We start from the raw sequence: 24209 nt of genomic DNA on the forward strand, positions 1-24209 counted from the left end.
TCATGGACCAATTTCATCAACAGCGTCAACAACCACTAAGTGCCAAGCCTATCGTGTGGACGATTGCTGGCTCTGATAGTGGTGGAGGCGCTGGTATACAAACCGATTTAGCGACAATTAATGATTTGTCATGCTTTGGCTGCAGTGTTATCACAGCATTGACGGCGCAAAATTCCGTGACTGTTGCGCAGGTTGACGCTGTTTCTCAAGAAATGTTACTCGGCCAGTTAAATGCTTTGGCCGAGGATTTAGCGCCATCAGCAATAAAAATTGGCTTAATTGCCAATCAAAAACAGCTTGAATTAATAGCTCGTTGGATAAAATCATTTAAATGTCGTTCATTGGCCTTTAAGACTATCCCTATTATTTTAGATCCGGTTATGGTCGCAAGCTCTGGAGACAGCCTCAATAGTGAGTCTGAGTTAGATTTTACGCCATTCAAAGGGCTAGTGGATTTGATTACCCCCAATGCCCATGAACTTATAAAGCTAACCCAATCGAATATTGATATTGATGCGCAGCATGGCTTTTATCAAGCGTCATGTTGGTTAAGTGAATACCTAGATTGTCATGTGTTGGCTAAAGGTGGTGATACTCATGGTTGGCAAGGTGATAATGCCATTGATTTATTTGTCTGTGAGGCAGTTTTAGGTGTCAGTGAAGAACACCAATTTCAGCGATATTGGCTAACCGCACCACGAGTATTAACAGCAAATAATCATGGTACTGGTTGCACGCTTTCAAGTGCAATAGCTGCCTTTATGGCCAAAGGTTTTGTTTTGCATGATGCGATTGTCATGGCAAAAGCATATGTTTTAAAAGGCTTAACCTATAGTGTTAGTTATGGGAAAGGCGCAGGACCTGTAGTAAAAACAGGATGGCCAAGTGATATTAGTTATTATCCTAAGATTGCATATTATATCAATAATACATTATTGCTCAATAGCGCGTTAAACCATGATGCACAGGCTAATGAGTTTGTGCGTTTGCAACGTGATATCGGCATTTATCCAGTTGTTGATGACATAGCGATGCTAGCGCAATTACTGCAAGCGAATTGCACGACCGTACAATTACGAATCAAAGCCGACAGTCTTGTTTCTAGCGAGCAGCTTGAGCGAGATATTAAGCAAGCTATTGCATTAGGTAGACAATACAATGCGCAAGTATTTATCAATGATCATTGGCAACTGGCTCTAAAACATAATGCATTCGGAGTGCATTTAGGGCAAGAAGATGCGATTCTCGCTGATTTACCAGCCCTTAAAAGTGCAGGCATTGCATTAGGTCTTTCTAGCCACAGTGTGTTCGAAATTTTATTGGCCAATCAATTAAAACCTTCGTATATCGCACTGGGGCATATCTTTGCCACCACAACCAAAGTGATGCCTTCTAAACCGCAAGGTTTAGAAAAGCTTTCGATTTATGCTGAGTTGTTAAAACATGTTTGTCCAACCGTAGCAATAGGTGGGATCAATGAATCGGTACTCGCACAAATTAAGCACACAGGTGTAGACAGTGCTGCTGTAGTGAGAGCCGTTACAACCGCAAATGAGCCAGCTAGCGCCTATTTAAAGCTGCACAAACAATGGTTAGCACCAGAGTTTAGTCCTCATCGTGCAAGTGATAGCCCTATAGATATAGTCACTCGTAGACCTCAATTAGAAGAGGTGTGCGATGAGTAAGACTTATGGACTGAGTGACCAGCAATTTATGCGTTTTTCTGCGCAAATATTGTTGCCTGAATTTGGCGAGTTGGGACAGCAAACACTGCAAATGAGTAAGGCTGTAGTCATTGGACTCGGTGGCTTAGGTCATGCTGTGGCTCAACAACTCGCTGCTGCAGGTATCGCTGAATTAATATTATTTGATGATGACAAGGTTGAACTTTCTAACTTACCTCGGCAGCTGTTATTTACAGATTCGGATATTGGTAAAGCTAAAGTAACCGTTGCCGCGCAAAAACTATCTTCAGCTTATGAAGACTGCACAATAACAGCCCGCCAAAAACGCTTCACTGAAAAGGATGCTGATGTACTGCAAAGTGTCGATATTATTTTCGATTGTACTGATAACTTCGAGTCTAGATTGCTGAATAATAAAGTCGCGGTTAAGTATCAAATACCTTTAATTAGTGCTGCTATTAGTGGTTACCATGGGCAATTATTGTGTGTTGCGCCGGCTTATGAGCCTTTATCAATAACCGCATCTATTCATGACACGTCACTAGCAAGTTCAACACAAGCTAATTCAATACAAACTAATTCAACACAAACTAAGTCAGCAAAAGCACTGCCAAATATCCGTAGTGGCTGTTTTCAATGTCTGTTCCCAGAAGATACCTTAATGGCTCAAAAGTGTTCTGAACTCGGTGTATTAAATGCAGCAGTGCTTAGTGTCGCATCAATGCAAACACTGATGGGATTGCAATGGCTTAGTGGTGACGATGACGCGAAACAATCATTAATAGGGCTGTTACATCTTTTTGATGCTCGCAGTTTGCAATGGCGTCAAGTTACGCTGAGTCAAGATGCTGAATGTCCCGTTTGTTATACAAGTTAACCTAACTGAGCTAGGTAAGGCTGGAATATATGATTACGATAAAATTTAATGGCTTACAAGAAGAAGTAGGTCATAAGCCGAGTTTGTTGCAGTTAATTGAGTCAAAGGAAATTAATCCTAAAACAGTGGCCTTAGTGCTGAATGAACAAGTAGTACCAAGAAGTCGTTGGGCTCAAATTGAGTGTCAAGATAGCGATAAAATAGATATTTTTTCAGCGGTAGCAGGAGGCTGACATGTTAACTATTGCCGATCACCAATTTGAATCTCGGTTATTTACCGGAACTGGCAAGTTTTCTGATACTGAAACCATGTTAGCTGCATTATCGACTTCGCAATCGCAGCTGGTCACATTAGCCATGAAGCGTATCGATCTCAGCAAGAACTTTGATGACTTACTCACGCCTTTACAAGAAATGGGGGTGAAACTATTGCCTAACACCGCTGGCGCTCGTACAGCGAAAGAAGCCATTTTTGCTGCTGAGTTAGCTAGAGAAATGCTCGGCACTAATTGGGTTAAACTTGAAATTCACCCAGACCCTAAATACCTGATGCCTGATGCCATAGAAACGCTTGCTGCAGCCTCAGTGTTATGTGAAAAAGGCTTTACGGTGTTGCCATATGTTCACGCAGATCCAGTGTTATGTCGTCGACTTGAAGAAGTTGGCTGCGCTGCTGTGATGCCACTGGGCAGCCCAATAGGCAGCAATCAGGGTTTAGCGACAGAACCATTTTTAGAAATCATCATAGAGCAAGCTAATATTCCAGTCGTCATCGATGCTGGGATAGGTGCGCCTTCACAAGCGTGTCGGGCAATGGAAATGGGAGCTGATGCTGTGTTAGTTAACACAGCGATTGCGAGTAGTGCCAATCCTCAACATATGGCGACATGTTTTAAAGATGCTGTTAACACTGGGCGTATGGCTTATCTTGCAGGTCTTGGTAGTGTGACAAAACATGCTGAACATACCAGTCCATTGACACAGTTTTTAGAGAGCTGATCAAACTGAGAAGTTTATATAAACCTTAGAGGTTATTTGATGGACGGTAGATTTTCTATCAGGATGAAACGATGAGTTTTAGTGATTATTTTAAACAATTAGACCTCGATAAGTTGTCCATGCAGTTATATTCCTGCACAGCTAATGATGTTGAGCGTGCACTTGCCGCCCCGCAGCGTGATATCGACCACTTAATGGCACTGTTATCACCAGCGGCATCTGCATATTTAGAGCAAATGGCGCAGCAAGCATATCAGATAACAAGACAACGCTTTGGTGCCAATATTGGTATGTACTTACCTCTATATCTATCTAATTTATGTGCTAACGAATGTGATTATTGCGGCTTTTCAATGAGTAATAAATTGAAAAGAAAAACATTGTCTGATGATGAGTTAATAGCAGAAATTTCGATCATTAAACAACGTGGTTTTGATTCAATCTTATTGGTGTCAGGTGAGCACGAAACCAAAGTAGGAATTGACTATTTTAGCCATGTTTTACCAATAGTTAAGCAACATTTTAGCTATGTTGCTATTGAAGTGCAGCCATTAAAAACAGAAGAGTATCAAGCGCTTGTAGCATTAGGCTTAGATGCTGTTATGGTCTATCAAGAAACGTATCAACCCACAACCTATGCTAAGCATCATACGCGTGGTAAAAAACAAGACTTCGTCTATCGGTTAACGACACCTGAGCGTGTAGCTAGTGCTGGCGTTGATAAAATTGGTCTCGGCGTATTACTTGGTTTGGATGATTGGCGTTTAGATGCACTATTAATGGGGTATCATCTATTGTATTTAGAACGTCGCTTCTGGCGTTCTCGTTATAGTATTTCTCTACCAAGATTAAGACCTTGTACTGGTGGTGTGACCCCGAAAGTTGAGTTAACCGATAAAGGCTTAGTGCAAATGATTTGTGCATTCAGATTATTCAATGCACAACTTGAGATTAGCTTGTCAACACGTGAAGAACCCAGCTTTAGGAACAATTTACTGCCGCTTGGCGTCACCAATATCAGTGCAGGGAGCTCAACAGAGCCTGGCGGGTATCAAAACCCTAATACACAATTGGATCAGTTTGAAATAAGTGATGAGCGTAGCGCCAGTGAAATGGCAAATACTATGCGTACTATAGGCTTAAACCCCGTTTGGAAAGATTGGGAAAAAGCTTGGTGCTAGAAGGTAGATTGATAAACAATATTCTTTGTGCAAGGGAAGAAAATTGAAGCTCGCTCTCACTGTACAAATTGCATATTTTGTTTGATAATTGTTGTTAGTTTGATTGTCTACAAATTAGGGGCAACGAGTATGCAAATACCTTCAGCAATGAGTTCAGGTGTTCAAGGCCTTCAAGGGGCTCAGAATGATCTTGCTCAGGCAACCACCACAGTGGCTAAACCAGAACCGGTTCAAACTTCATCTTCGGCCTATTTAGCTGAAGATACAGTTAGCTTGAGCAGTCAATCAAATTCGTCAGATAAAGTGTCAGCACTAATTGATGCTCAACAAGCGGTTAATCATGGTCAAGCATCTGCAGAGGTCATTAATGTCGCCAATGAAAATGTTGGCACAATTATCGATTTATCTGTTTGATTATGATTAATGCGGTTAGCCACAGTTTGAATCCTAAAATGATTCAAACTGCACAAACTGTCACTCAATATAGCCAATCAGCTATAGCTAGGAATGCTGTAACGCCGTTAACGGCAGTTTCAAATTCCGAAAAGACCTCGACCTCATCAAGCCTGGTTTCAACTCAAGCTTCAAGTCAATCTGCTCAAGTATTAACTCAATCAACAATCCAAGCATCAAGTCCAACAACGCCAACGTTTATTGCACCATCAACACTAGTCGCACCCTCAAAGACTGCACTAGTGACGTCAAGTAAGAGTGAACCTACAGCGTTACATGCGTCTGAAATATCACCTTCTCAAATTCGTCAGATGGACGGTGCCAGCCATGCTGATAAGCTAGCATTTCAAACGATAATTCCTACGGGGGCCTCATCACAGACTGCTATTTCTCAAACTTCATCAGAAAGTAGCGCGACCTACAATTTAAAAACCGGTGCGGTCAATGTTGCGGGGCTAATGGGAGCGAGTGATATCAATCAAGCCGCTACTGTCATGCTAAAGAATGAGAAATCAACGGAACAGGATCCCATCATTAATCCTAATGCTGACACTTCTCAATCTGTGAACTCAGAACAAGCAGTCACAAGTTCTAGCCAGCAAGAGCCGACTGAACAAGAACAATCTGTAGAGAAAGATAAATTAGAAAAGCAAGACCAAGTAGAGCAGGCACAAAAAGAACAAGCTGATCAGGAAAAGGTTCAACAACAAAAAGATGAAGCAATTATCAAGGCACTTGCAGCAAGAGATCTTGAAGTTAAAACTCACGAACAAGCTCATGCTGCAGTCGGTGGCAATTATGCTAACTCTCCTGAATATACCTACGAAAAAGGTCCGGATGGTAAGCGTTATGCAGTAGAAGGTAAGGTAAACATTGATGTCGGCGTGATAGAAGGGGATGCTCAAGCTACGGTTACTAAGATGCAGAAAGTTTACGCTGCAGCAATGGCACCCGTTCAGCCTTCATCAGCAGATTTACAAGTCGCTGCAGAAGCGACTCGAAAATTAAATGAAGCTAAAAAAGAGCTTATAGTCGAGCGACAAGAAAAAGTAATGTCGACAGAGGAAACTCAACATATTAATGACTTAGGTCAGATTTTTAACAATGTTGATGGTGACAGCCTCAATAGTGGACTAGAGCTTGAACAGCTTAATTCCACATTGTCTGATCAATCAAACTTTCAACCAGCCCCTCAATCAGAACGTGAAACCAATACACGTTTATCAGCCATTGATATCGCTGTTTAATCAATTATCTGCAATATGCTACAGCGTTATCGTCTATTTAATAAAAGCCTAAAGTCGAGTAAGCCCATGCTGTTGTAGAATCAGCGATTCCAATAATTGGCTAGCAGGACCTTGTCTATCGCGGTTGGGTACAACCAGTGAAAGTTGGATTTTCCGACTTGAGCTGCCGATTAATGACAATCTATGTAGTGACTTATTAGCAATATCTTCACTGACTAAATAAGCGGGTAACCAACAAAATCCCAACCCATTTTTTAAAATGGTAATGGCCTCATGAAAATTAGTTACCGTCCAGCGTTGTTCTGACTTGAGCCAACCTGTCTCGATGGTTTTTTCTTTCGCAGTATCTTTAATAACGATTTGCAAATGTTGCGCTAATTCTTGATCGTCATTAATCACTGATTGTTGTGCTAATGCGTGTTCAGGAGCGCATACTAATATCATTTCTGATTCACAGATAGATTCTGCAATAAAGCCTTTCGGGGGGACACCACAAATAGCGATATCTGCTTGTTGTTGCGTAATTAACTCATGAGTACCAGAAATGACAGAATCGATAATAGTGACTCGAGTGCCTCGACTATGTGGTAAGAAGGCTTGCAATGCACCGACTAAATAGTGCATCGGATAGATGAGTTCTCGAGCAATGGTTAAATTTGGCTCCCAACCTTGTCCTAAATTACTGGCAAGTAACTCTAAATCATCCACAGTTTGAGTTAAATGACGGGAGCGTCTTAGTAATACTTCGCCTTGCTCAGTTAGGTAGGCTTTTCTGCCTTTAACTTCAAGTAACTGAATACCGAGCTGTGATTGTAATTTAGCGACTGCATGATTAAGTGAAGATTGACTTTTATTCAGTTTTTCAGCTGCTTGCGCGTATCCACCGTAATCCACAACTGATTGTATTATTCGCCATTGTTCTAGGGTGGATTTAGCTCTACTCATTTTTTTCTCTATTTATATTTAACTATTTTATATAAAAATGGCGCGTTGTATAACGCGCCATATAACAAGTTAAGCTTACTTGTTTGGTTTAATCTTCTCTTTTGAAGTGACTTGCACTGGCAAATACTTTTGAGTTGCTTTGATATTTGCTAAGTATGGGCCTTTATGCAGCGTCTTTGGCCAATCTAATAACATCATTGCTAGCACATTTCGATGTTCTCCCATGACCATATCAGGATTTCCTCTTGGTGATGGAATAAGCTGATACTCAGGATTAAACGAAGAGGTTATGTGATCTTGAGTTTTCTTCACCACAGGATGATCTCTCTGGCCTGTAAGTAAGAAACTAATTCCTACTTCGGCAATAATATCGTCAGTGGCGTCAGTTAAAATTCGTTCAATATTGCTATCGAAATAGTCTAAAATCCATTGGAATTCTTTTTGACTCACTTCTTGTTGATAATAGCCGCTTGCAGCAAAAATAAAGTGCGTCATACCGTAGAGTTTGTTTCTAAATTGCTTTTTATCTAATTCAGAATCCTGCTCATTTGGGTAAGTCTCTATAAACGCTTTTTTATATTCTGCGACATAATCGCCAACACTAAGCTGTTTAGCCCAATATACATAGTTTACCAGTTGTGCTGCCCATGCTTTTATCATTGCAGGATCAGTTAATGCTGGCGCTAAATCGTATGATTTTACTGCCTTAACCATTTGCTGATGACAAGGTCCCATAAAGCCTAATTCATCAGTTCTACTTGCATAACGTAATAAAATATCACTGTAGAAAATGAATTCAGGGAAGGGAGCTAGTGCTTTTTTACGAGCTTTAGCACGAGGGCCTTTACCTAACACGCTAATTGCTTGTTGGCTTTGTTCATTGATAAAATTAGGTTTATCTAGGTTACAAGCAAAGAAGTTTTGGCGCTCAGTAATGGTAATAAGATCAATTAATGCAGCATTAGAATACTTCTCATCACCTGTCATTCGATACATTCTTAAACCATAATGCCCTTGAATTCTTGGCGGCAAAGAATACATGTTTTGTTCTAGGTTCACTTGAATTGCACTTCGTACTTGTTCATGTGTGAGCTGGTGATCGTTGGATTCACCAGTTTTAGCGAAACTTGCACCAGAGGTGAGTAACAAAGAAAAACTAGCTAAACAAGCAAATGATTTAATCTTTCGAATTGCCGTCATTTATGGTTCTCCTGATGATGGATGAAATATCAGTGGGTGGCGCTAGTATAATGGCCAATTGCTCGCTGAGAATTAAATTATCTTCATTAACAATAAAAATTTCAAAAACTTGACGCGCTGTTACTGACGATTTACGAGAGTGAATAATGACATTAACAAGTGCTTGATACCATAGCGGTAAATAATACTCGATGCCTTCGTTAGCAATGCCGTTAAAACTATAGGTTAAATCTGCCGCTTCATACCAGTGTGAATTAAAACTATTATAAAAACTGTTGTGTAAACTTGCTGTGTCTAAATGAGGTGTTGAATAGAACTGCATTATTAACTGACTTCTAAACACTCTTAATTGCTGCTGATAAACGCTAGCAGCTTGCTCACGCGCCGAGGCTTGCAAGTGTGGGACGCGCAGTTGTATATATTGGCTTAACCAATGCTGACCAAGTTGATGGTAGTCCGCTGAAGCGCCAAATTTATTGTTTAAGTAAAATTGACTGCCTCTAGCAAGTCCCGATATAGCTTGCGCTATCGCGTCAATGACGTTTAATGCTTGTCTTCTATTTTTGATTTTTTCTCGATAACTGATGCTAACCTGCGCAAATTGATGCCCGATCACAGGGTAACGTATGGTGTGGGTCGCTGTTTTCTCGCCAGGGTGGATAAATAACTCGCCTAATAAACGTTTGTCATGCCAAACACGTATGGTCGTATTTTGATTTGCATTTAACGTGAGATTTTCAGTATCAGTATCAGTATCTTTATCTGTACCGGTAAGGTTTAAATTATTAGTTTGTTGCGAGGGTAGATTATTATCGAGCTTATGAGCATAAGGCTTAATTACGTCGAATGTAACTCCAAAATCACTTAGCACGTCCATGCTTTGTTCGATTAACGTTAACGCTGACGTTGTGCCTTGATATGCTTGATGAGGCAGCGTTGCGAGATGCTGACCAATATTCCATGGAGCTACATTGATGTTGTTTGTTTGAGAATCTAAAAATCTTGTGATTTGTGCAGAGGTTAAATTGCTGTCGTAATATTGCGCTGAGTAAATTGATGGCTTAGCGGCATTAGATGCCATTTTAATTGTTTTAATTGCAGCAAGTGGCGTTTTATTTTTTTCTTTCGCTCTTGTTTGGTAAGCAATCCAAGCACTTTTTCTGCATTGTTCATCAGGTTGTAAAATAAGGTATTTTGCTAAACTGATATCAAAATCTTGCTTATTTCTTTCGTTAGTTTCTACGTTACTCATGTCGAGCGTTTCTTTTGACTTGATTTCCGCTGTCGCTGAGTTAATTGGTTGAGGTAATTCACAGCCAGATTGATTAAATACCATTGAGAGATGTTGGCTTTGTAAGTTTCGCCTAATTGTTGCTTGCGCATTATGGAGTTGCGACTTGAGGTTAATATCTAACTGTGTGGCTTTTAATGTGGCCAGTCTTAACGATAATTTGGCGTAGGTAGGCTCATCATTATCAAGCTTACTGATCAACTTCGTTAAGTTAGGAGAATTGAGCATGGCTTGTAATTCATCAGCAAGATGTAGCTGACACATTAAGATGCTTTCACGTTGATTATCTTGGGCTAAGTCACGATAGTAATTTAACCTATCATTGATGTTATTAAAGCCAAGGGTGAGCTGCTCAAATTGAACAGCTTGAGTTGAAGCACTGGCTTGAGTATCAAGCTGAGATAATGTTGGCTGAAATTGCAAACATTGCTGAATGAAGAGGTTTAAAGGACTGGCAACTGCCGGAGCAGTTGCCATAAGACTAAAAACTAGGATTACTACAAAAGTGTTCTTTTGCATAAGCGACGCGTTCTTCCACTGATAACGTCGGTCCTTTTAGACCTTCGACATGTTTAAGTCTTCCTACAATCCCTTTTCCATTTGCTGTTTGAATAGCAAGTCCGGGACGTGCATTGAGCTCAAGTAATAAAGGCCCACGTTCTTTATCTAATACCATATCGGTACCTAAGTAACCCAGTTCACACATCTCATAAGCGCTTGATGCGGTATGTAACAGTGTGTCCCAATTGGGTACTTGAATTTTTGATAATTCAAAGTTGGTGTCTGGGTGTTTAAGCACTGGTTTATCGAACTGTACAGCATGCAGGCTCTTACCTGTCGCGATATCTAAACCAACGCCAACTGCGCCTTGGTGCAAATTAGCTTTGCCGTCTGAGGCTGCAGTAGAACATCGAAGCATTCCCATGACGGGATAGCCTTTGAAAATAATCAACCGAATATCTGGAACGCCTTCATAACTGAAACCGTCAAAAACCGGATCAAATTGAATTAAGCCTTCAACAATACCGACATCTGGCTTACCGCCTAAGGAGAATAAGCCACTCAATATGTTTGATACATGACGGTAGACTTCATTAGGGGTAACTTCATCACCATTAGGTTTGTAGTAACGTCCATTTTCTACATGGGTAATAACTAAAATCCCTTTACCACCAGATCCTTTAGCGGGTTTGATAACAAAGCCACTTCGTCCTAAAACCATTTGTGGGATTTCATTAATTTTATGTTGTTCTTCAACAACACCAATTAAGTCAGGCACCGCAATATCGTTAGCTAGCGCAAGCTGCTTTGTAATCAATTTATCATCAACACGCTTGTAAAACTTACGTGGATTATATTTGCCAATATAATCGATATTGCGCTTATTCATGTTTAACACGCCATTTCGGCGTAACTCCCAAGGCCAAGCAAAGTTCATTAATTATCTCCAGCCAAAGGCTTAAAGCGTTTAAGCTCTGTTAAGCGATATCCTGTGTATTGTCCCATCACAAGAACTAAGGCTAAAATCACTAAGTGAATACCTAAGAAGTTAAATACCCAATGTTGGATTAGCGTGTTACTCATTGCCAAATAAGCTAAGGTTGCGACAAATAGACTGCCGCCACCTGCCATCATGACTGATTTAGGGCCTTCTTCTTCCCATAAAATCGACATTCTTTCAATCGTCCAAGCAAGAATAATCATCGGGAAGAAGGTAATAGTTAATCCTTCACTAAGCCCAACCTTATAAGAGATAAGGGTAAATAAGCCAATGATGAAAATGACCACAATGATGACGGCCGATATTCGGGATATTAGCAGTAAGTTGAGCTGCGATAAGTAAGAACGAATCATCAAACCAAACGCCACAATTAGCAAGAAGCCGATTAGACCAGTCAATAATGTAGTTTGTATAAAGGCGAGGGCGATTAATACTGGCATAAACGTACCAGACGTTTTAATCCCGATAATGACGCGCAAGAATACGACGACTAACACACCAATAGGAATTAATAGAATGCCCTTAAAGGTGCTTTGCTCTTCAAGTGGTAATTGATACAAAGAGAAGTCTAAGCTATCGGTATTCATCATCATATCGATAGAGGTCGCTAAGGCTGAGCGAGTCTCTTGTAACATTGAGAAGTTAACTTGTGAATTACTCCCCCCAGTTACATCGAGTACTGATAAGCCATTGTGCTGCCAAAGAACCAAGTTTTCAGGACGGCCTTGTTTATTATTTTCAACGTCAAATAATACCCACTCACCATCTTGGTAGACTTGAACATAGGGATTTAATTGTTGACGACGACGCTGATCTTCAAGCATTAAGCCACTAACTTGTTTAGCAGGAACCCCTTTAGATTGCATCATATGTAAAAATAGTTGGGTACGAGTGTTTACCGATAACAATAGGGCGAGATTTTGAGATTGATTACTGTCATTAATCACAGACATAAGCTGCTGCGCGTAAGACAGATTACTGGCGCTTCGTTCCCATACATCATTGATAATTTGTTCAGCTGCACCGCGCTCTGTAACTTGCCAAAGGTATGGTTCAGGAGTCACAGGTTCTTCTTCTGCATCGACTGATAACTGACCCGTAGGCACTAATGTGACGCGGTAGTACAGAGATTGGCGGCCTGAAGCTTCACGTATTGACCACACGGCACGGCGATCTTCACCTTCAGAGATGTTTAAGCCATAACCTGCAGATGTGGCATTTTCAGCAAGCACGTCAAATGCGGGATCTTGTGGTAAAGACAAAGATGCTTCAGCAGGTTTGTCTGTGCCATTGAACATCACTTTGGCTTCAACTGACCAGCTTTGAACTTGTTTGCCCGGAAAAAACGGTACGTTATGCTCAACACTTCGATAAATACTGGTACTAATGCCAAATATAAAAAGTAGGGCGACAAAGATAAAAAACGGTTTACGAGAATGCATTTTAAGTCCTATTGGCTGTTAGTCGCTGCTTGTTGCGGTTTTTTACCGTGAATATAAATTTGGCCGACATCAACAACTGCAATGTCTTTCATAAACTTACGACCAAGCAGTAATGGATATTCAAGGTGGCTTCGGTCGGTTAAGTTTAAATCTGTTTCAGCTGCATATTTGCCAATTTTTAGATGAGCATGGATTACTGGGCGTCTATCGTCTGGCGCATCTGCATCCTGTTTAATACGTACAAATCGCTCAACTTTATGCTCGAATGTATTACCTGGTTGATCTTTTCCATTGGTCATTACATCAAAACGAACCCACTGAACACCGTTTCGCTCAAAAAGAACGATATTTCTGGCATCTAATGATGAAGACTCAGCACCGGTATCAATACGTGTTTCAAATGACGCCTTAAGTTCATCGACATAAACATGTTCAACTTCACCAAGCATGATTTTGTCAGACACTGCAGATTCAGGACATTGCGGAGCTTCACTGAGCTGTGCAAGTGCAGCTGCATCATCATTCATTTTTTTAGATTGTTTTGCTAGTGCATCGGTAATCTGTAATTTTAGATCGTTTACTTCAGCGCTTAAGCTTTGCATCTCGGCGGTAGAGTGGGCGCATTGTGCATTAATGGCTTCAATGATGGCAGTTTGAGACGAAGCTAAATTTGCATTTAACTCATCACTTCCAACTGGCGTGATTTTGTCTTTACTTGCACAACCGGCCATTAAAGTAGCGGTGATTGATAAAACGATTACCTGCTTTAACATGACAATTCCTGTTATTAATACATCTGAATTTATTATTTTTACTATTTGTTATTACTAACCAGTGTAAGGTTAGACTAAATCATGATTGGGTTGATTTTTTATTGCTATGATTGTGGCTCTTTTAGGAGCAGGGTAACCCTCTACTGTTAAGCTCACATCATTAGGGTCAAGATAATCCACTAAAGATTCATTCTTCATCCACTGCGTAGAACGTTGTTCTGCCATGGATGTAATATCTACGTCTACACATCTAATATCGGTAAAGTCGCATTTCTTTAACCATAGCATGAGTGCATCTACAGAGGGTAAAAACCACACGTTATTCATCTTGCCATATCTATCTTCCGGTACGAGAACGGCATTTTCATCACCATCTATGACTAACGTTTCAAGCACAAGTTCGCCACCCATTCTTAATTGGTCGCGTAATTGAAGCAAGTGATCTATCGGTGAACGGCGGTGGTAAAGGACTCCCATTGAAAACACGGTATCAAAGGCGTCGAGTGGAGGTAACTCTTCAATTCCTAGTGGTAATAAATGAACAGGGTGTTCATTACCTGCTAGGCGTTTAACAGCTTCAAACTGGCATAAAAATAGTGGTGAAGGGTCAATACCAACCACACGTTTAGCACCAGCACCAAGCATTCGCCACATATGGTAACCACTGCCACAACCCACATCTAAAACCGTACGGTTTTCAAGTGGTGAAATATGTTCTTTTACTCGGTCCCATTTCCAATCACTTCGCCATTCAGTGTCAATGTCGATACCATGGATTTGAAATGGTCCTTTACGCCAAGGTTGAAATAATCCGAGTAAATTCTTTAGCTTTTCAGCTTGTCCCGTAGTTAATTGCGAGCCATCTCCAATTTGTACACCATTGAAGAGGTCTATTGTAGTTGGCGCTGGGTAATGTAGCTTATTGAGTACTTTTTCCCATTTAGGTAAATTGCCGTGTTTATGTTCACGCTGCCATTTACCTAATATTGCTGGAAGTTCTTCTAACCAATGTTGAAGATTCGAGTCTGCTATTTGCTGATAAAAAGAACTAAAACTAATCACTTTATTGCCACCATAGATGCAAAGTTAAAACATTGAAACCACACTGTCGAATGGCTAAAACCATTATCGGCAAAACGCTGTTGATGCATAGATAAGCTATCAGGGCGCATGACATTTTCTAATGCACTGCGCTTTTGGCTAATTTCTAATTCGCTATATCCATTAGCACGTTTAAAGTCTAAGTGTTGCTCATCCAGTAATGTCTGAATAGTAGCATCTTCAAAGCGTAATTTTTCTGATATGACTAATATACCACCAGGCAATAGTCCTTGATAAATTTTGGCGATGATTGCGTCTCTATCCGTTACAGGTAAAAACTGTAATGTAAAGTTAAGCACCACCATTGATGCGTTTGATATTTCGATGTCTCTTATATCACCACAAATTAATTCGACTTCGGTATCGCTAACGTAGGCTGATAGATTCTCTTGGCAACGAGACACCATTGATTCGCTATTATCAACGGCAATGATACGGCATTGACGCTGCTCAATTTGACGACGAATACTTAGCGTAGCTGAACCTAACGAACTTCCTAAATCGTAAACGTTAGATTTTGGTGTTACGTAACGATTAGCAAAATCACCTATGGTGCTAATGATTTGGGTATAACCAGGAACAGAGCGACGGATCATGTCGTTAAAAACACCTGCTACACGATTATCAAACTGAAAATCTGATATTTGTTCGCTAGCGGAAGCATAAATTGTGTCTTGTTGAGAATTCATCTGCAGTAACTTGAAAAAATCGTAATTTCATTTTAGCTAATCCTAGCAAATAGCAGCAAGTATCCTATTGGTATTTTTTGTATTTTTTTATTTATTTAGCTAATTTTGCATAATTTTTTAATGTAAGAGGTCAAATGGTCGATATAAATCGGTATGATGAACATAAATGTAAAAACTTTTACATTGTTAGCAGAAGTTCTTAATAAATTTTTTACAGAAGGGAATCACTGATAAAGTGGTAAACCTCATTATAAATCATTGTAGAGTTGGGACAATTTACAAAGGAATGCGCTTGAAGTTAATTAGAACATTATTAGTAATAGTACTGGTTATCCCTTTTTTCTTCTTCGTTTCAGCCAATGAAGGCACTTCTTCTGTTGCTGAATCGCTACCAAGTAGTATGACATTATCTATGAGTGAGGATGCTTATCCTTATCAATTTGTCGACGCTAAAGGTAACGCTGCAGGGGTCATGGTCGATTTATGGCGCGAGTGGTCAATAGTCACAGGTACCAAAGTGACATTTAAACCCATGCAATGGCATCAGTCTTTACAAGCCTTAACTGATGAAGATGTTGATTTACATATTGGTATGGCGGTGACAGAAGAGCGACTGCGACAATTCTCCTACGCTGATAACGTTTCGTCACTTCATTCCTATTTATACCTGCATAAAGATATCGCAAATAAAAAATCCATTTCTGAAATTAAGCCTTTTAAAATTGGCATCATTGAAGGCACTTCTCACGAAGCCGATTTATTAGCCATAGAACCTAAATTAACCTTTAAATATTTTAAAACCAAACAAGCGCTATATGATGCTGTGGTAGCAGGTGAGTTATATGCTTTTGCTGCTATACAGGGTTATTACAATGGTATTCCAATCAATTTTGAATTAGCTAATAACTTTCATATTTCATCAAGATTACTGATCAAAGAAATTGATTTGTCTCCTGCAGTAAAGATAAAAAATGCAGCTTGGTTACCTGCGATTAATCAAGGTTTTGAGCAAATACCCACGCAGTTAGTTGATGAAATTGAAAAGCGTTGGTTTGGTTATCGTCGTGAATCAAGTGGTGTTGTCATTGCGATGCAGATGAATGTCGAACCTTTCGTTGATATTGGTTTAGATGGTTTACCCCATGGTTTGTTTGTTGATCTTTGGCGTTTATGGTCTGAAAAAACAGGCATTGCCATTGATTTTATTCCAAGTGATATGAACGGCAGCATCGAGTTGATTAAGCAAGGTCATGCTGATGTGCATATTGGCTACCCGGAAAGCGATCAAATCAATACGGGGCTTAATAGGGCTAATCATATCTATTCTGTAAAAAGTCGATTTTTTAGCTATGAAAAAGAAATAAAAGACATTAGCGAAGTTGATGGAAAGCGTATCGGTTTATTTGCGACATCGCCTTACATCATCGAATTAAGAAAATTAGTTCCTAATGCGCAAATTCGTTATTACGACTCAATCGACCAATTAATAAAGGCCAGTCGCGACGGCGATATTGTTGGATTCGTTGCATCGAGCGCGTATACCTCACACTATTTACTTAACCATAAATCTTGGTCTGAGTTTTATCAGTTTAATGCCGTAGACTTTGATACCAATATTTATAACCTCACAAATCTAGAAGATGTTGAGCTTGCAGAGCGAATTGCCAATGGTTTTAAGCTGATTAGTCAGTATGAAATGGCGAAAATAGAGCAAAAATGGCTACTCAATAAAGCTGATAGGACGTTTTCTACTATTGATAAAAAAATCTATATCAGTAATAAGGAAAAGCAATACTTAGCTTCACTAGGTGCCATTAAGTTAGGTTACTTAACCGAATGGGCTCCAATGGAATATCAAAATGAACTAGGTGAATTTTCTGGTATTAATAAAGATGTCGTCAACATTATTACTCATCAGCTTGGTATCGACATTATTCCAGTTGCGTATCAGAACTGGAGCATGCTCAATCAAGATTTAAAAATGGGGAAAATTCACCTTGTTGGGAGTATGGCTAAAAATAGCCATCGTGAGCCAAACCTTGAATTCACTGAGGGCTATTGGCCGTCACCTTGGGCAATTGCTACTACGTTAACCCAGCAACCATTGTTTAACCTAAGCCAATATAATGGTAAGCGCATTGCTGTGGTTAAAGATTACAATGTGATAAATATTTTAAGGCAGCAATTTCCAGGCCTTGAAATTGTGCAAGTAGAAAGCACGAAAAGTGGCTTGAATGCAGTGTCTTCGGGTCACGTAGACTTGTTCATTGAACAGGTTGTTACACTGGCTTACGCCCTTAATGAAGGGGGCTTTCCTGATTTGAAAATGGCCTTGGTTGCTGATTTAACTGAGCAAAAAAGTCACATTGGTGTCTATCCAAAATTAAAAGAACTGGTACCGATATTAAATCGAGCAATTGAAACCATTGATGAAACTAAACAGCAGCAATTATACCAAGACTGGGTCGCAGTCGATTTACGGTCAGAAGCTGACAAGTACCAAAAGTGGTTCAACATTGTGCTATTTGGTTTACTGATTATCAGTGTGATTACGTTTGTTGTGTTCTTAGGTAATAAGCGCCTTAAACTTGAGATTTCTCGCCGCAAGAATGCCGAAAAGAAAATAAAATTTATTGCAGAACATGATCCTGTGACCAAGTTACCTAATAGAGGATTATTAGATGACCGTTTGGCTTGCGCAATCAATAGCCATCACCGAGAGCAGGTGAAATTTGCGTTGTTATTTATCGATTTAGATAAATTTAAAATGGTGAACGATCAATATGGTCATCATATTGGTGATGCGCTATTGATAGGCATTGCTGACTTGCTTAAGACGGTGGTGAGAAAGTCGGATACCGTGTCGCGATTTGGCGGTGATGAGTTCGTTATCTTACTTAATAAAATTGAAAGTGCTCAATGTGCAGCCAAAGTCGCCGACAACATTTTAAACGTGCTCAGTGAGCCAATTAAGGTGGGAGAGATTTCGTTAACCGCATCTGCAAGTATTGGCATCGCCGTTTATCCAGATGATGGTGATGACCCGATTTCATTGTTACAGTTCGCTGATAAAAAAATGTATACAGTGAAAAAGCAGGGTGGTGATAAACACAGCTAATCGTTGCCATTGGCTCAAAAATGGCCAAAAGCAGCCAAAACATTATTGTTTGCTGCTTTTTTGCACGCTTATGCTGCTAAGTTTTTCCTAAACTCTAGCCAATTGCAGTAAACTGATTGATACTTCCTAGCAAAAATTACGCACTCATTTATTAAACGCTAAATTGGCGTATTATAAGTGCTATAGTTGCCAGCATTATTTTAATATAATGCAAAAATACATTCTTTTAGACACCTATTTCCGAATAAAGGGTAGAGTTAAATGCGCAGTCATTATTGTGGAGACGTCAATAAGTCTCATCTTGGTCAAGAAGTCACCTTAGTCGGTTGGGTTAACCGTAGCCGTGATTTAGGCGGTGTTATATTTTTAGACCTTCGTGACAGAGAAGGGATTGTTCAGGTTGTATACGATCCTGACTTAGAAGATGTGTTCAAGGTGGCCAGCAGTCTACGCGGTGAATTCTGTGTGCAAGTTAAAGGCATAGTACGTGCGCGTCCTGATAGCCAAATCAATGCGCAGATGAAAACTGGGGAAATTGAAGTATTAGGTAAAGACCTAACCATTATCAATACTTCAGCGCCATTACCGCTGAGCATGGATAATCACCAAAACAATAGTGAAGAACAACGCTTAAAATATCGCTACCTAGATTTACGTCGCCCAGAAATGGCTGAACGTTTGGTTTTCCGCTCAAAAGTGACTAGCGCTGTTCGTCGCTTTTTAGATGACAGTGGCTTTTTAGATATTGAAACACCAATATTAACCAAAGCCACACCTGAAGGTGCGCGTGATTATTTAGTACCAAGTCGTACTTATAAAGGTCAGTTCTTTGCTTTGCCTCAGTCTCCACAATTGTTTAAGCAATTGTTAATGATGTCGGGCTTTGATAGATATTACCAAATCGTAAAATGTTTTCGTGATGAAGATTTACGTGCTGATCGTCAGCCTGAATTTACTCAAATTGATATCGAAACGTCATTCATGTCATCTGAGCAAGTGATGGCAAAAACGGAAGAAATGGTTCGCGGTTTATTTAACGATTTACTGAATGTGGATTTGGGTGAATTTCCAAGAATGTCATATGCAGAAGCAATGACACGATATGGTTCAGATAAGCCTGATTTACGTAACCCGCTTGAATTAGTGGACGTCGCTGACGTATTAAAAGACGTTGAATTTGCAGTATTCAGTGGTCCAGCAAATGATGAAGAAGGCCGTGTAGCAGCATTACGTATTCCGACAGGTGCATCACTGTCTCGTAAACAGATTGATAACTACACTAAATATGTCGGCATTTACGGCGCTAAAGGTTTAGCGTGGATGAAAATCAATGATTTAAGTGCTGGGATGGAAGGTATCCAATCGCCTGTGCTTAAATTCTTGAACGAAGACATCGTTAATGAAATTATCGCTCGCACTAATGGACAAACTGGTGACATTATTTTATTTGGTGCAGATAAAGCTAACGTAGTTGCTGAAGCCATGGGCGCATTACGTCTTAAAGCCGGCGAAGACTTTGAGTTGTTAGAAGGTGAATGGCGTCCATTATGGGTTGTCGATTTCCCTATGTTCGAAAAAATAAATGGTGGCTTCCATGCTGTTCACCATCCATTTACCGCACCACGTGGTGTTTCGCCTGAGCAATTAGAATCCGATCCAGCTGGTACTGTTTCTGATGCTTATGACATGGTACTTAATGGTTGCGAATTAGGTGGCGGTTCAGTCCGTATCCACAATGCAGAAATGCAAAGTGCAGTATTCCGCATCTTAGGTATTTCAGACGAAGAAGCAAACGAGAAGTTTGGCTTCTTATTAGAAGCGTTACGTTACGGTACACCACCACATGCTGGTTTAGCCTTTGGTTTAGATCGCATTATTATGTTGATGACCGGAGCAAGCTCAATTCGTGATGTGATGGCATTCCCTAAAACAACAACGGCAGCATGTCCACTAACCAATGCTCCAGGATTTGCCAATCCACAACAACTGGTTGAGTTAGGTGTGAGTGTCATTCCTCAAGAGAAACCTGCTGCTGAAGAGTAAGCTTAATGATTAAGTCGATTTTTTTGTATGTCGACATCAAGCATTAAATGACAAACCGAGGCAATTGCCTCGGTCTGTTTTTATATAGAACAAAATAACTGAAGGAGTCGTAATGGCAGGTCACAGTAAATGGGACAACATTAAACATCGTAAAGCAGCGCAAGATGCAAAACGAGGAAAACTTTTCAGTAAATTTATCCGAGAGTTAACAGTATCGGCACGTGAAGGTGGTTCAGATCCTGATGCAAACCCGAGACTGCGTGCCGCGATTGATAAAGCCTTATCCAATAACATGACCCGTGATACAGTCGAGCGTGCTGTTAAACGTGGGGCTGGTGAGCTGGATGGACAACAACTCGATACCATCATTTATGAAGGTTATGGACCTGGCGGTACTGCAGTGATGGTTGAAACCATGACTGATAATAAAAACCGAACCGTATCAGGTGTGCGTAATGCGTTCAGTAAATCGGGTGGTAACTTAGGTACTGATGGTTCAGTTGCTTATATGTTTACTAAGTCCGGTGTTATTTCTTATGATGCAAATATCGACGAAGATGAATTGATGGATGCTGCATTAGAAGCGGGTGCCGAAGATGTTATCACCCATGACAATGGCGCATTTGATGTCATGACTACGCCGGATGCTTTTGGTGTGGTAAAAGATGCATTAGATGCAGCAGGCTTTGAAGCGATTAATGCTGAAGTGACAATGATTGCAGGAACTAAAGCTGAATTAGATGCTGATACAGCTGCTAAATTTATGCGCTTAATTGATAACCTTGAAGATCATGATGATGTTCAAGAGGTATATCATAATGCTGAAATTTCAGATGAAGTAATGGAGACCTTGGGTTAATACGCTCAAGCAATGGGTAAACCATGACAATTATATTGGGCATTGACCCAGGCTCTAGGATCACAGGTTACGGTGTTATTCAATGCCAAGGTCGCCAACAACGCTATCTTGGTAGTGGCTGTATTCGAACTTCTGCCGATGATTTACCCACAAGACTCAAGCAAGTTTTTGATGGTATAACAGAAATCATTAAACAGTATCAGCCAGATCAATTTGCCATTGAACGTGTGTTTATGGCTAAAAATGCCGATTCAGCACTCAAACTCGGTCAGGCGAGAGGAGTGGCAATTGTTGCTGCTATGAATGCCAACTTACCCGTTGCTGAATACAGTGCAACTCAGATCAAAAGTGCAGTTGTTGGTACTGGACGCGCCCAAAAAGAGCAAGTTCAGCACATGATCCAACAAATTTTCAAATTGCCAGCTGCCCCGCAAGCAGATGCCGCAGATGCATTGGGTGTTGCCGTTTGCCATCATCATACTTTTCAAAGTTTAATTGCAATGGGCGGTAAAGCCCAAAGCCGAACATACGGACGTTATAAATGATAGGAAGATTAAGTGGGTTGGTTGTTGAGAAACAAGCACCGGAAATCGTGTTGGATGTAAATGGTGTAGGTTATGAGTTACAGGTACCTATGACCAGTTTCTATGAGCTCCCTGAGTTAAATCAACAAGCAATGTTATTCACCCACTTTGTGGTGCGTGAAGATGCACAGCTTTTATATGGTTTTATAACTAAGCAAGAGCGGGCGTTATTTAGGTTATTAATTAAAACTAACGGTGTTGGTCCTAAACTCGCCTTAACAATATTGTCTGGTATGACGGCGGCTGAGTTTGTTAATTGTGTCGAACGAGATGATATAGTCACTTTAGTTAAGTTACCTGGAGTCGGTAAAAAAACGGCAGAGCGTTTAGTGGTTGAGATGCGAGATAAGCTTAAAAGCTTACTAGAGGCCTCAGTTGGTTCTGAGCGTGAGTTTGCTTTACAGAGTAACTATAAGCCAGCAGCTGTTGAAAACAATGCAGAAGAAGATGCCATTGCTGCACTTGTTTCTCTAGGCTATAAACCTGCGCAAGCGAGTAAAGCTGTATTAAGTGCATACACTGACGGTATGAGCAGCGAAGTCCTGATTAAGGCTGCATTAAAGTCAATGCTATAAAGAGGCAACAATGATAGAAGCGGATCGTTTAATTCAGCCACAAGAGTTTGAGCAAGAAGTGCATATTGACCGTGCTATGCGGCCGAAAATGCTCGATGATTACACAGGGCAAGATGACACTCGTGCACAGCTTAAAGTATTTATTGAGGCTGCACTGAAACGTGAAGAAGCACTGGATCATATGTTGATTTTCGGCCCTCCAGGTTTAGGTAAAACAACATTGGCCATGATCGTAGCTAATGAAATGGGCGTAAACATCAAATCTACATCAGGCCCTGTACTGGAAAAAGCCGGGGATCTTGCAGCCTTATTGACTAATCTTGAGCATGGCGATGTGTTATTTATTGATGAGATTCATCGATTAAGTCCAGTTGTAGAAGAAATCTTATACCCAGCAATGGAAGATTATCAATTGGACATCATGATTGGAGAGGGGCCTGCGGCTCGTTCAATTAAACTGGATTTACCGCCATTTTCTTTAATTGGTGCGACAACTAGAGCAGGGGCATTAACATCGCCATTAAGAGCGCGTTTCGGTATACCGTTAAGGCTAGAGTTTTATAACGTCAAAGATTTGTGCACCATTGTGACTCGCTCTGCCAAGGTGATGGAGTTACCGATTGATGAAGCAGGCGCTTTTGAAATAGCCAAACGCTCTAGAGGTACCCCTCGAATTGCCAATCGTTTATTAAGACGCGTTAGAGATTACGCTGAAGTTAAACATAATGGTTTTGTTACTGAAGATGTGGCTAAAAAAGCGCTGGACTTACTCGATGTCGATTTAGAGGGCTTTGACTATTTAGACAGAAAGTTATTGTTAGCCATTATTGATAAGTTCATGGGCGGGCCTGTTGGTTTAGACAACCTTGCAGCTGCCATTGGTGAGGACAGAGAAACAATTGAAGATGTATTAGAACCATTTTTGATTCAACAAGGCTTTATTCAACGAACACCTAGAGGTCGTATTGCAACAGATAGAGCTTATCAACACTTTGATATAATAAAACCTGCAGAATAAAGTGTTAACATTTTTAAAAGGGAAAGCATTAGCTTTCCTTTTTTTATGTTTTTATAAAGTGAATAACTATTCAAAAGTTATTCTTATCATTTTTATAACAATTGCTACTGTGTAAAATTCATTCAAAAAATATTTTCCTTCAGTATGTTGTTGCTAATTTGTTATATCTAGGCAGTATATATCTCCAATGTAAAAATATCTTATTGATTGTGCCAATATATCAATTCGTAATCAGTACAACTAACTCAAAATAATTACCCTCCATTGTTAATAATAATGCTGATGAAATAGTCATCATTATTTGATAATCCTTGAATGCTAGTTGTGGCGGTGCTTTCAGCGTTTTCTGAGTAAAACTATCCAGTAGCTGAACCAATTCTGAATTAATTAACGATTCTCCAATCATGGTTCAATATATTTGTGTGATATAGATCACACTTTTGATTAGAAGTAAGTTTTAAAAATGTTATCACGGCACCAGTGATTAATGCTGAATAATTTGCAATAAAATAGTTTTTTATCCTGCTTATTTAAATTGAAGGTGTTTTGGGATGTAGATCACTTATTTTTGATTACAATCGCAGTGCATATTTATTAACAAAAAATGGCTTAAAAGTTACAACTTCGT

At 40.0% G+C, this 24209-nt stretch carries 21 protein-coding genes; 13 read left to right on the forward strand and 8 right to left on the reverse strand.

The annotated features are described in order from the left end of the window. Positions 1 to 2 precede the first annotated feature (2 nt). From thiD to AB4128_RS19440, 7 genes are all read left to right on the forward strand, one after another. Positions 3 to 1685: a bifunctional hydroxymethylpyrimidine kinase/phosphomethylpyrimidine kinase gene (gene thiD / locus AB4128_RS19410; protein WP_372038672.1), complete on the forward strand. Its 1683-nt coding sequence runs from the start codon at positions 3 to 5 to the stop codon at positions 1683 to 1685. Beyond that, complete coding sequence (locus tag AB4128_RS19415; RefSeq protein WP_372038674.1) at positions 1678 to 2562, forward strand: ThiF family adenylyltransferase; 885 nt, start codon at positions 1678 to 1680, stop codon at positions 2560 to 2562. Before thiD ends, AB4128_RS19415 begins: the two co-directional genes overlap by 8 nt. 29 nt (positions 2563 to 2591) lie before the next feature. Continuing rightward, positions 2592 to 2795: a sulfur carrier protein ThiS gene (gene thiS / locus AB4128_RS19420; protein ID WP_080915581.1), complete on the forward strand. Its 204-nt coding sequence runs from the start codon at positions 2592 to 2594 to the stop codon at positions 2793 to 2795. Between the two features lies 1 nt (position 2796). Then, positions 2797 to 3561 carry a thiazole synthase gene (locus tag AB4128_RS19425; protein WP_080915582.1) on the forward strand — a complete coding sequence of 255 codons (765 nt, stop codon included), beginning with the start codon at positions 2797 to 2799 and terminating at the stop codon, positions 3559 to 3561. Between the two features lie 71 nt (positions 3562 to 3632). Further along, positions 3633 to 4742 carry a 2-iminoacetate synthase ThiH gene (gene thiH, locus AB4128_RS19430; protein ID WP_192022606.1) on the forward strand — a complete coding sequence of 370 codons (1110 nt, stop codon included), beginning with the start codon at positions 3633 to 3635 and terminating at the stop codon, positions 4740 to 4742. Between the two features lie 129 nt (positions 4743 to 4871). Continuing rightward, positions 4872 to 5156: a chemotaxis protein gene (locus AB4128_RS19435; protein WP_282166865.1), complete on the forward strand. Its 285-nt coding sequence runs from the start codon at positions 4872 to 4874 to the stop codon at positions 5154 to 5156. Positions 5157 to 5194: 38 nt separating this feature from the next. Next, the gene (locus AB4128_RS19440) at positions 5195 to 6442 is read left to right on the forward strand and encodes a putative metalloprotease CJM1_0395 family protein (protein WP_372038675.1); all 1248 of its coding nucleotides are present in this window, start codon (positions 5195 to 5197) and stop codon (positions 6440 to 6442) included. Positions 6443 to 6490: 48 nt separating this feature from the next. On the opposite strand, the gene AB4128_RS19445 is transcribed toward AB4128_RS19440, so the two are convergent. From AB4128_RS19445 to cmoA, 8 genes are all read right to left on the reverse strand, one after another. Then, a complete protein-coding gene (locus AB4128_RS19445) occupies positions 6491 to 7387 on the reverse strand; it encodes a LysR family transcriptional regulator (RefSeq protein ID WP_372038676.1) in 897 nt (298 codons plus the stop codon). A 75-nt stretch (positions 7388 to 7462) separates the two neighbouring features. Next, positions 7463 to 8587, reverse strand: a complete 1125-nt coding sequence (locus AB4128_RS19450; RefSeq protein WP_372038677.1) for a DUF3541 domain-containing protein — start codon at positions 8585 to 8587, stop codon at positions 7463 to 7465. Next, positions 8565 to 10355: a hypothetical protein gene (locus AB4128_RS19455; RefSeq protein ID WP_372038678.1), complete on the reverse strand. Its 1791-nt coding sequence runs from the start codon at positions 10353 to 10355 to the stop codon at positions 8565 to 8567. The genes AB4128_RS19450 and AB4128_RS19455 overlap by 23 nt, the downstream gene beginning before the upstream one ends. A 4-nt stretch (positions 10356 to 10359) precedes the next feature. Beyond that, positions 10360 to 11316: an alpha-L-glutamate ligase-like protein gene (locus AB4128_RS19460; RefSeq protein WP_055025899.1), complete on the reverse strand. Its 957-nt coding sequence runs from the start codon at positions 11314 to 11316 to the stop codon at positions 10360 to 10362. Continuing rightward, complete coding sequence (locus AB4128_RS19465) at positions 11316 to 12821, reverse strand: inactive transglutaminase family protein (protein WP_372038679.1); 1506 nt, start codon at positions 12819 to 12821, stop codon at positions 11316 to 11318. Before AB4128_RS19465 ends, AB4128_RS19460 begins: the two co-directional genes overlap by 1 nt. Before the next feature lie 8 nt (positions 12822 to 12829). Further along, on the reverse strand, positions 12830 to 13594 hold the full coding sequence (locus AB4128_RS19470) for an ATP-dependent zinc protease (protein ID WP_055025901.1): 765 nt from the start codon (positions 13592 to 13594) through the stop codon (positions 12830 to 12832). 69 nt (positions 13595 to 13663) lie between these two features. Next, on the reverse strand, positions 13664 to 14656 hold the full coding sequence (cmoB, locus tag AB4128_RS19475; RefSeq protein WP_055025902.1) for a tRNA 5-methoxyuridine(34)/uridine 5-oxyacetic acid(34) synthase CmoB: 993 nt from the start codon (positions 14654 to 14656) through the stop codon (positions 13664 to 13666). Beyond that, a complete protein-coding gene (gene cmoA / locus AB4128_RS19480; protein WP_055025903.1) occupies positions 14653 to 15384 on the reverse strand; it encodes a carboxy-S-adenosyl-L-methionine synthase CmoA in 732 nt (243 codons plus the stop codon). Before cmoA ends, cmoB begins: the two co-directional genes overlap by 4 nt. 292 nt (positions 15385 to 15676) lie before the next feature. On the opposite strand from cmoA, the gene AB4128_RS19485 reads away from it, so the two are divergent. From AB4128_RS19485 to ruvB, 6 genes are all read left to right on the forward strand, one after another. Next, entirely contained in the window at positions 15677 to 18502 is a 2826-nt protein-coding gene (locus tag AB4128_RS19485; RefSeq protein WP_372038680.1) for a diguanylate cyclase domain-containing protein, read from the forward strand. Positions 18503 to 18763: 261 nt separating this feature from the next. Beyond that, positions 18764 to 20545, forward strand: coding sequence for an aspartate--tRNA ligase (gene aspS / locus AB4128_RS19490; RefSeq protein ID WP_372038681.1), 1782 nt, complete (start codon positions 18764 to 18766; stop codon positions 20543 to 20545). A 112-nt stretch (positions 20546 to 20657) separates the two neighbouring features. Further along, the gene (locus tag AB4128_RS19495) at positions 20658 to 21404 is read left to right on the forward strand and encodes a YebC/PmpR family DNA-binding transcriptional regulator (RefSeq protein WP_055025906.1); all 747 of its coding nucleotides are present in this window, start codon (positions 20658 to 20660) and stop codon (positions 21402 to 21404) included. 23 nt (positions 21405 to 21427) lie between these two features. Then, complete coding sequence (gene ruvC / locus AB4128_RS19500; protein ID WP_080915591.1) at positions 21428 to 21949, forward strand: crossover junction endodeoxyribonuclease RuvC; 522 nt, start codon at positions 21428 to 21430, stop codon at positions 21947 to 21949. After that, the gene (gene ruvA, locus AB4128_RS19505; protein WP_055025908.1) at positions 21946 to 22563 is read left to right on the forward strand and encodes a Holliday junction branch migration protein RuvA; all 618 of its coding nucleotides are present in this window, start codon (positions 21946 to 21948) and stop codon (positions 22561 to 22563) included. Before ruvC ends, ruvA begins: the two co-directional genes overlap by 4 nt. Positions 22564 to 22573: 10 nt before the next feature. Next, the gene (gene ruvB / locus AB4128_RS19510) at positions 22574 to 23581 is read left to right on the forward strand and encodes a Holliday junction branch migration DNA helicase RuvB (RefSeq protein ID WP_055025909.1); all 1008 of its coding nucleotides are present in this window, start codon (positions 22574 to 22576) and stop codon (positions 23579 to 23581) included. Positions 23582 to 24209: the final 628 nt, after the last annotated feature.

Origin of the sequence: Shewanella sp. 10N.286.52.A9 (assembly GCF_041468985.1) — a bacterium.
Taxonomy (GTDB): Bacteria; Pseudomonadota; Gammaproteobacteria; order Enterobacterales; family Shewanellaceae; genus Shewanella; species Shewanella japonica.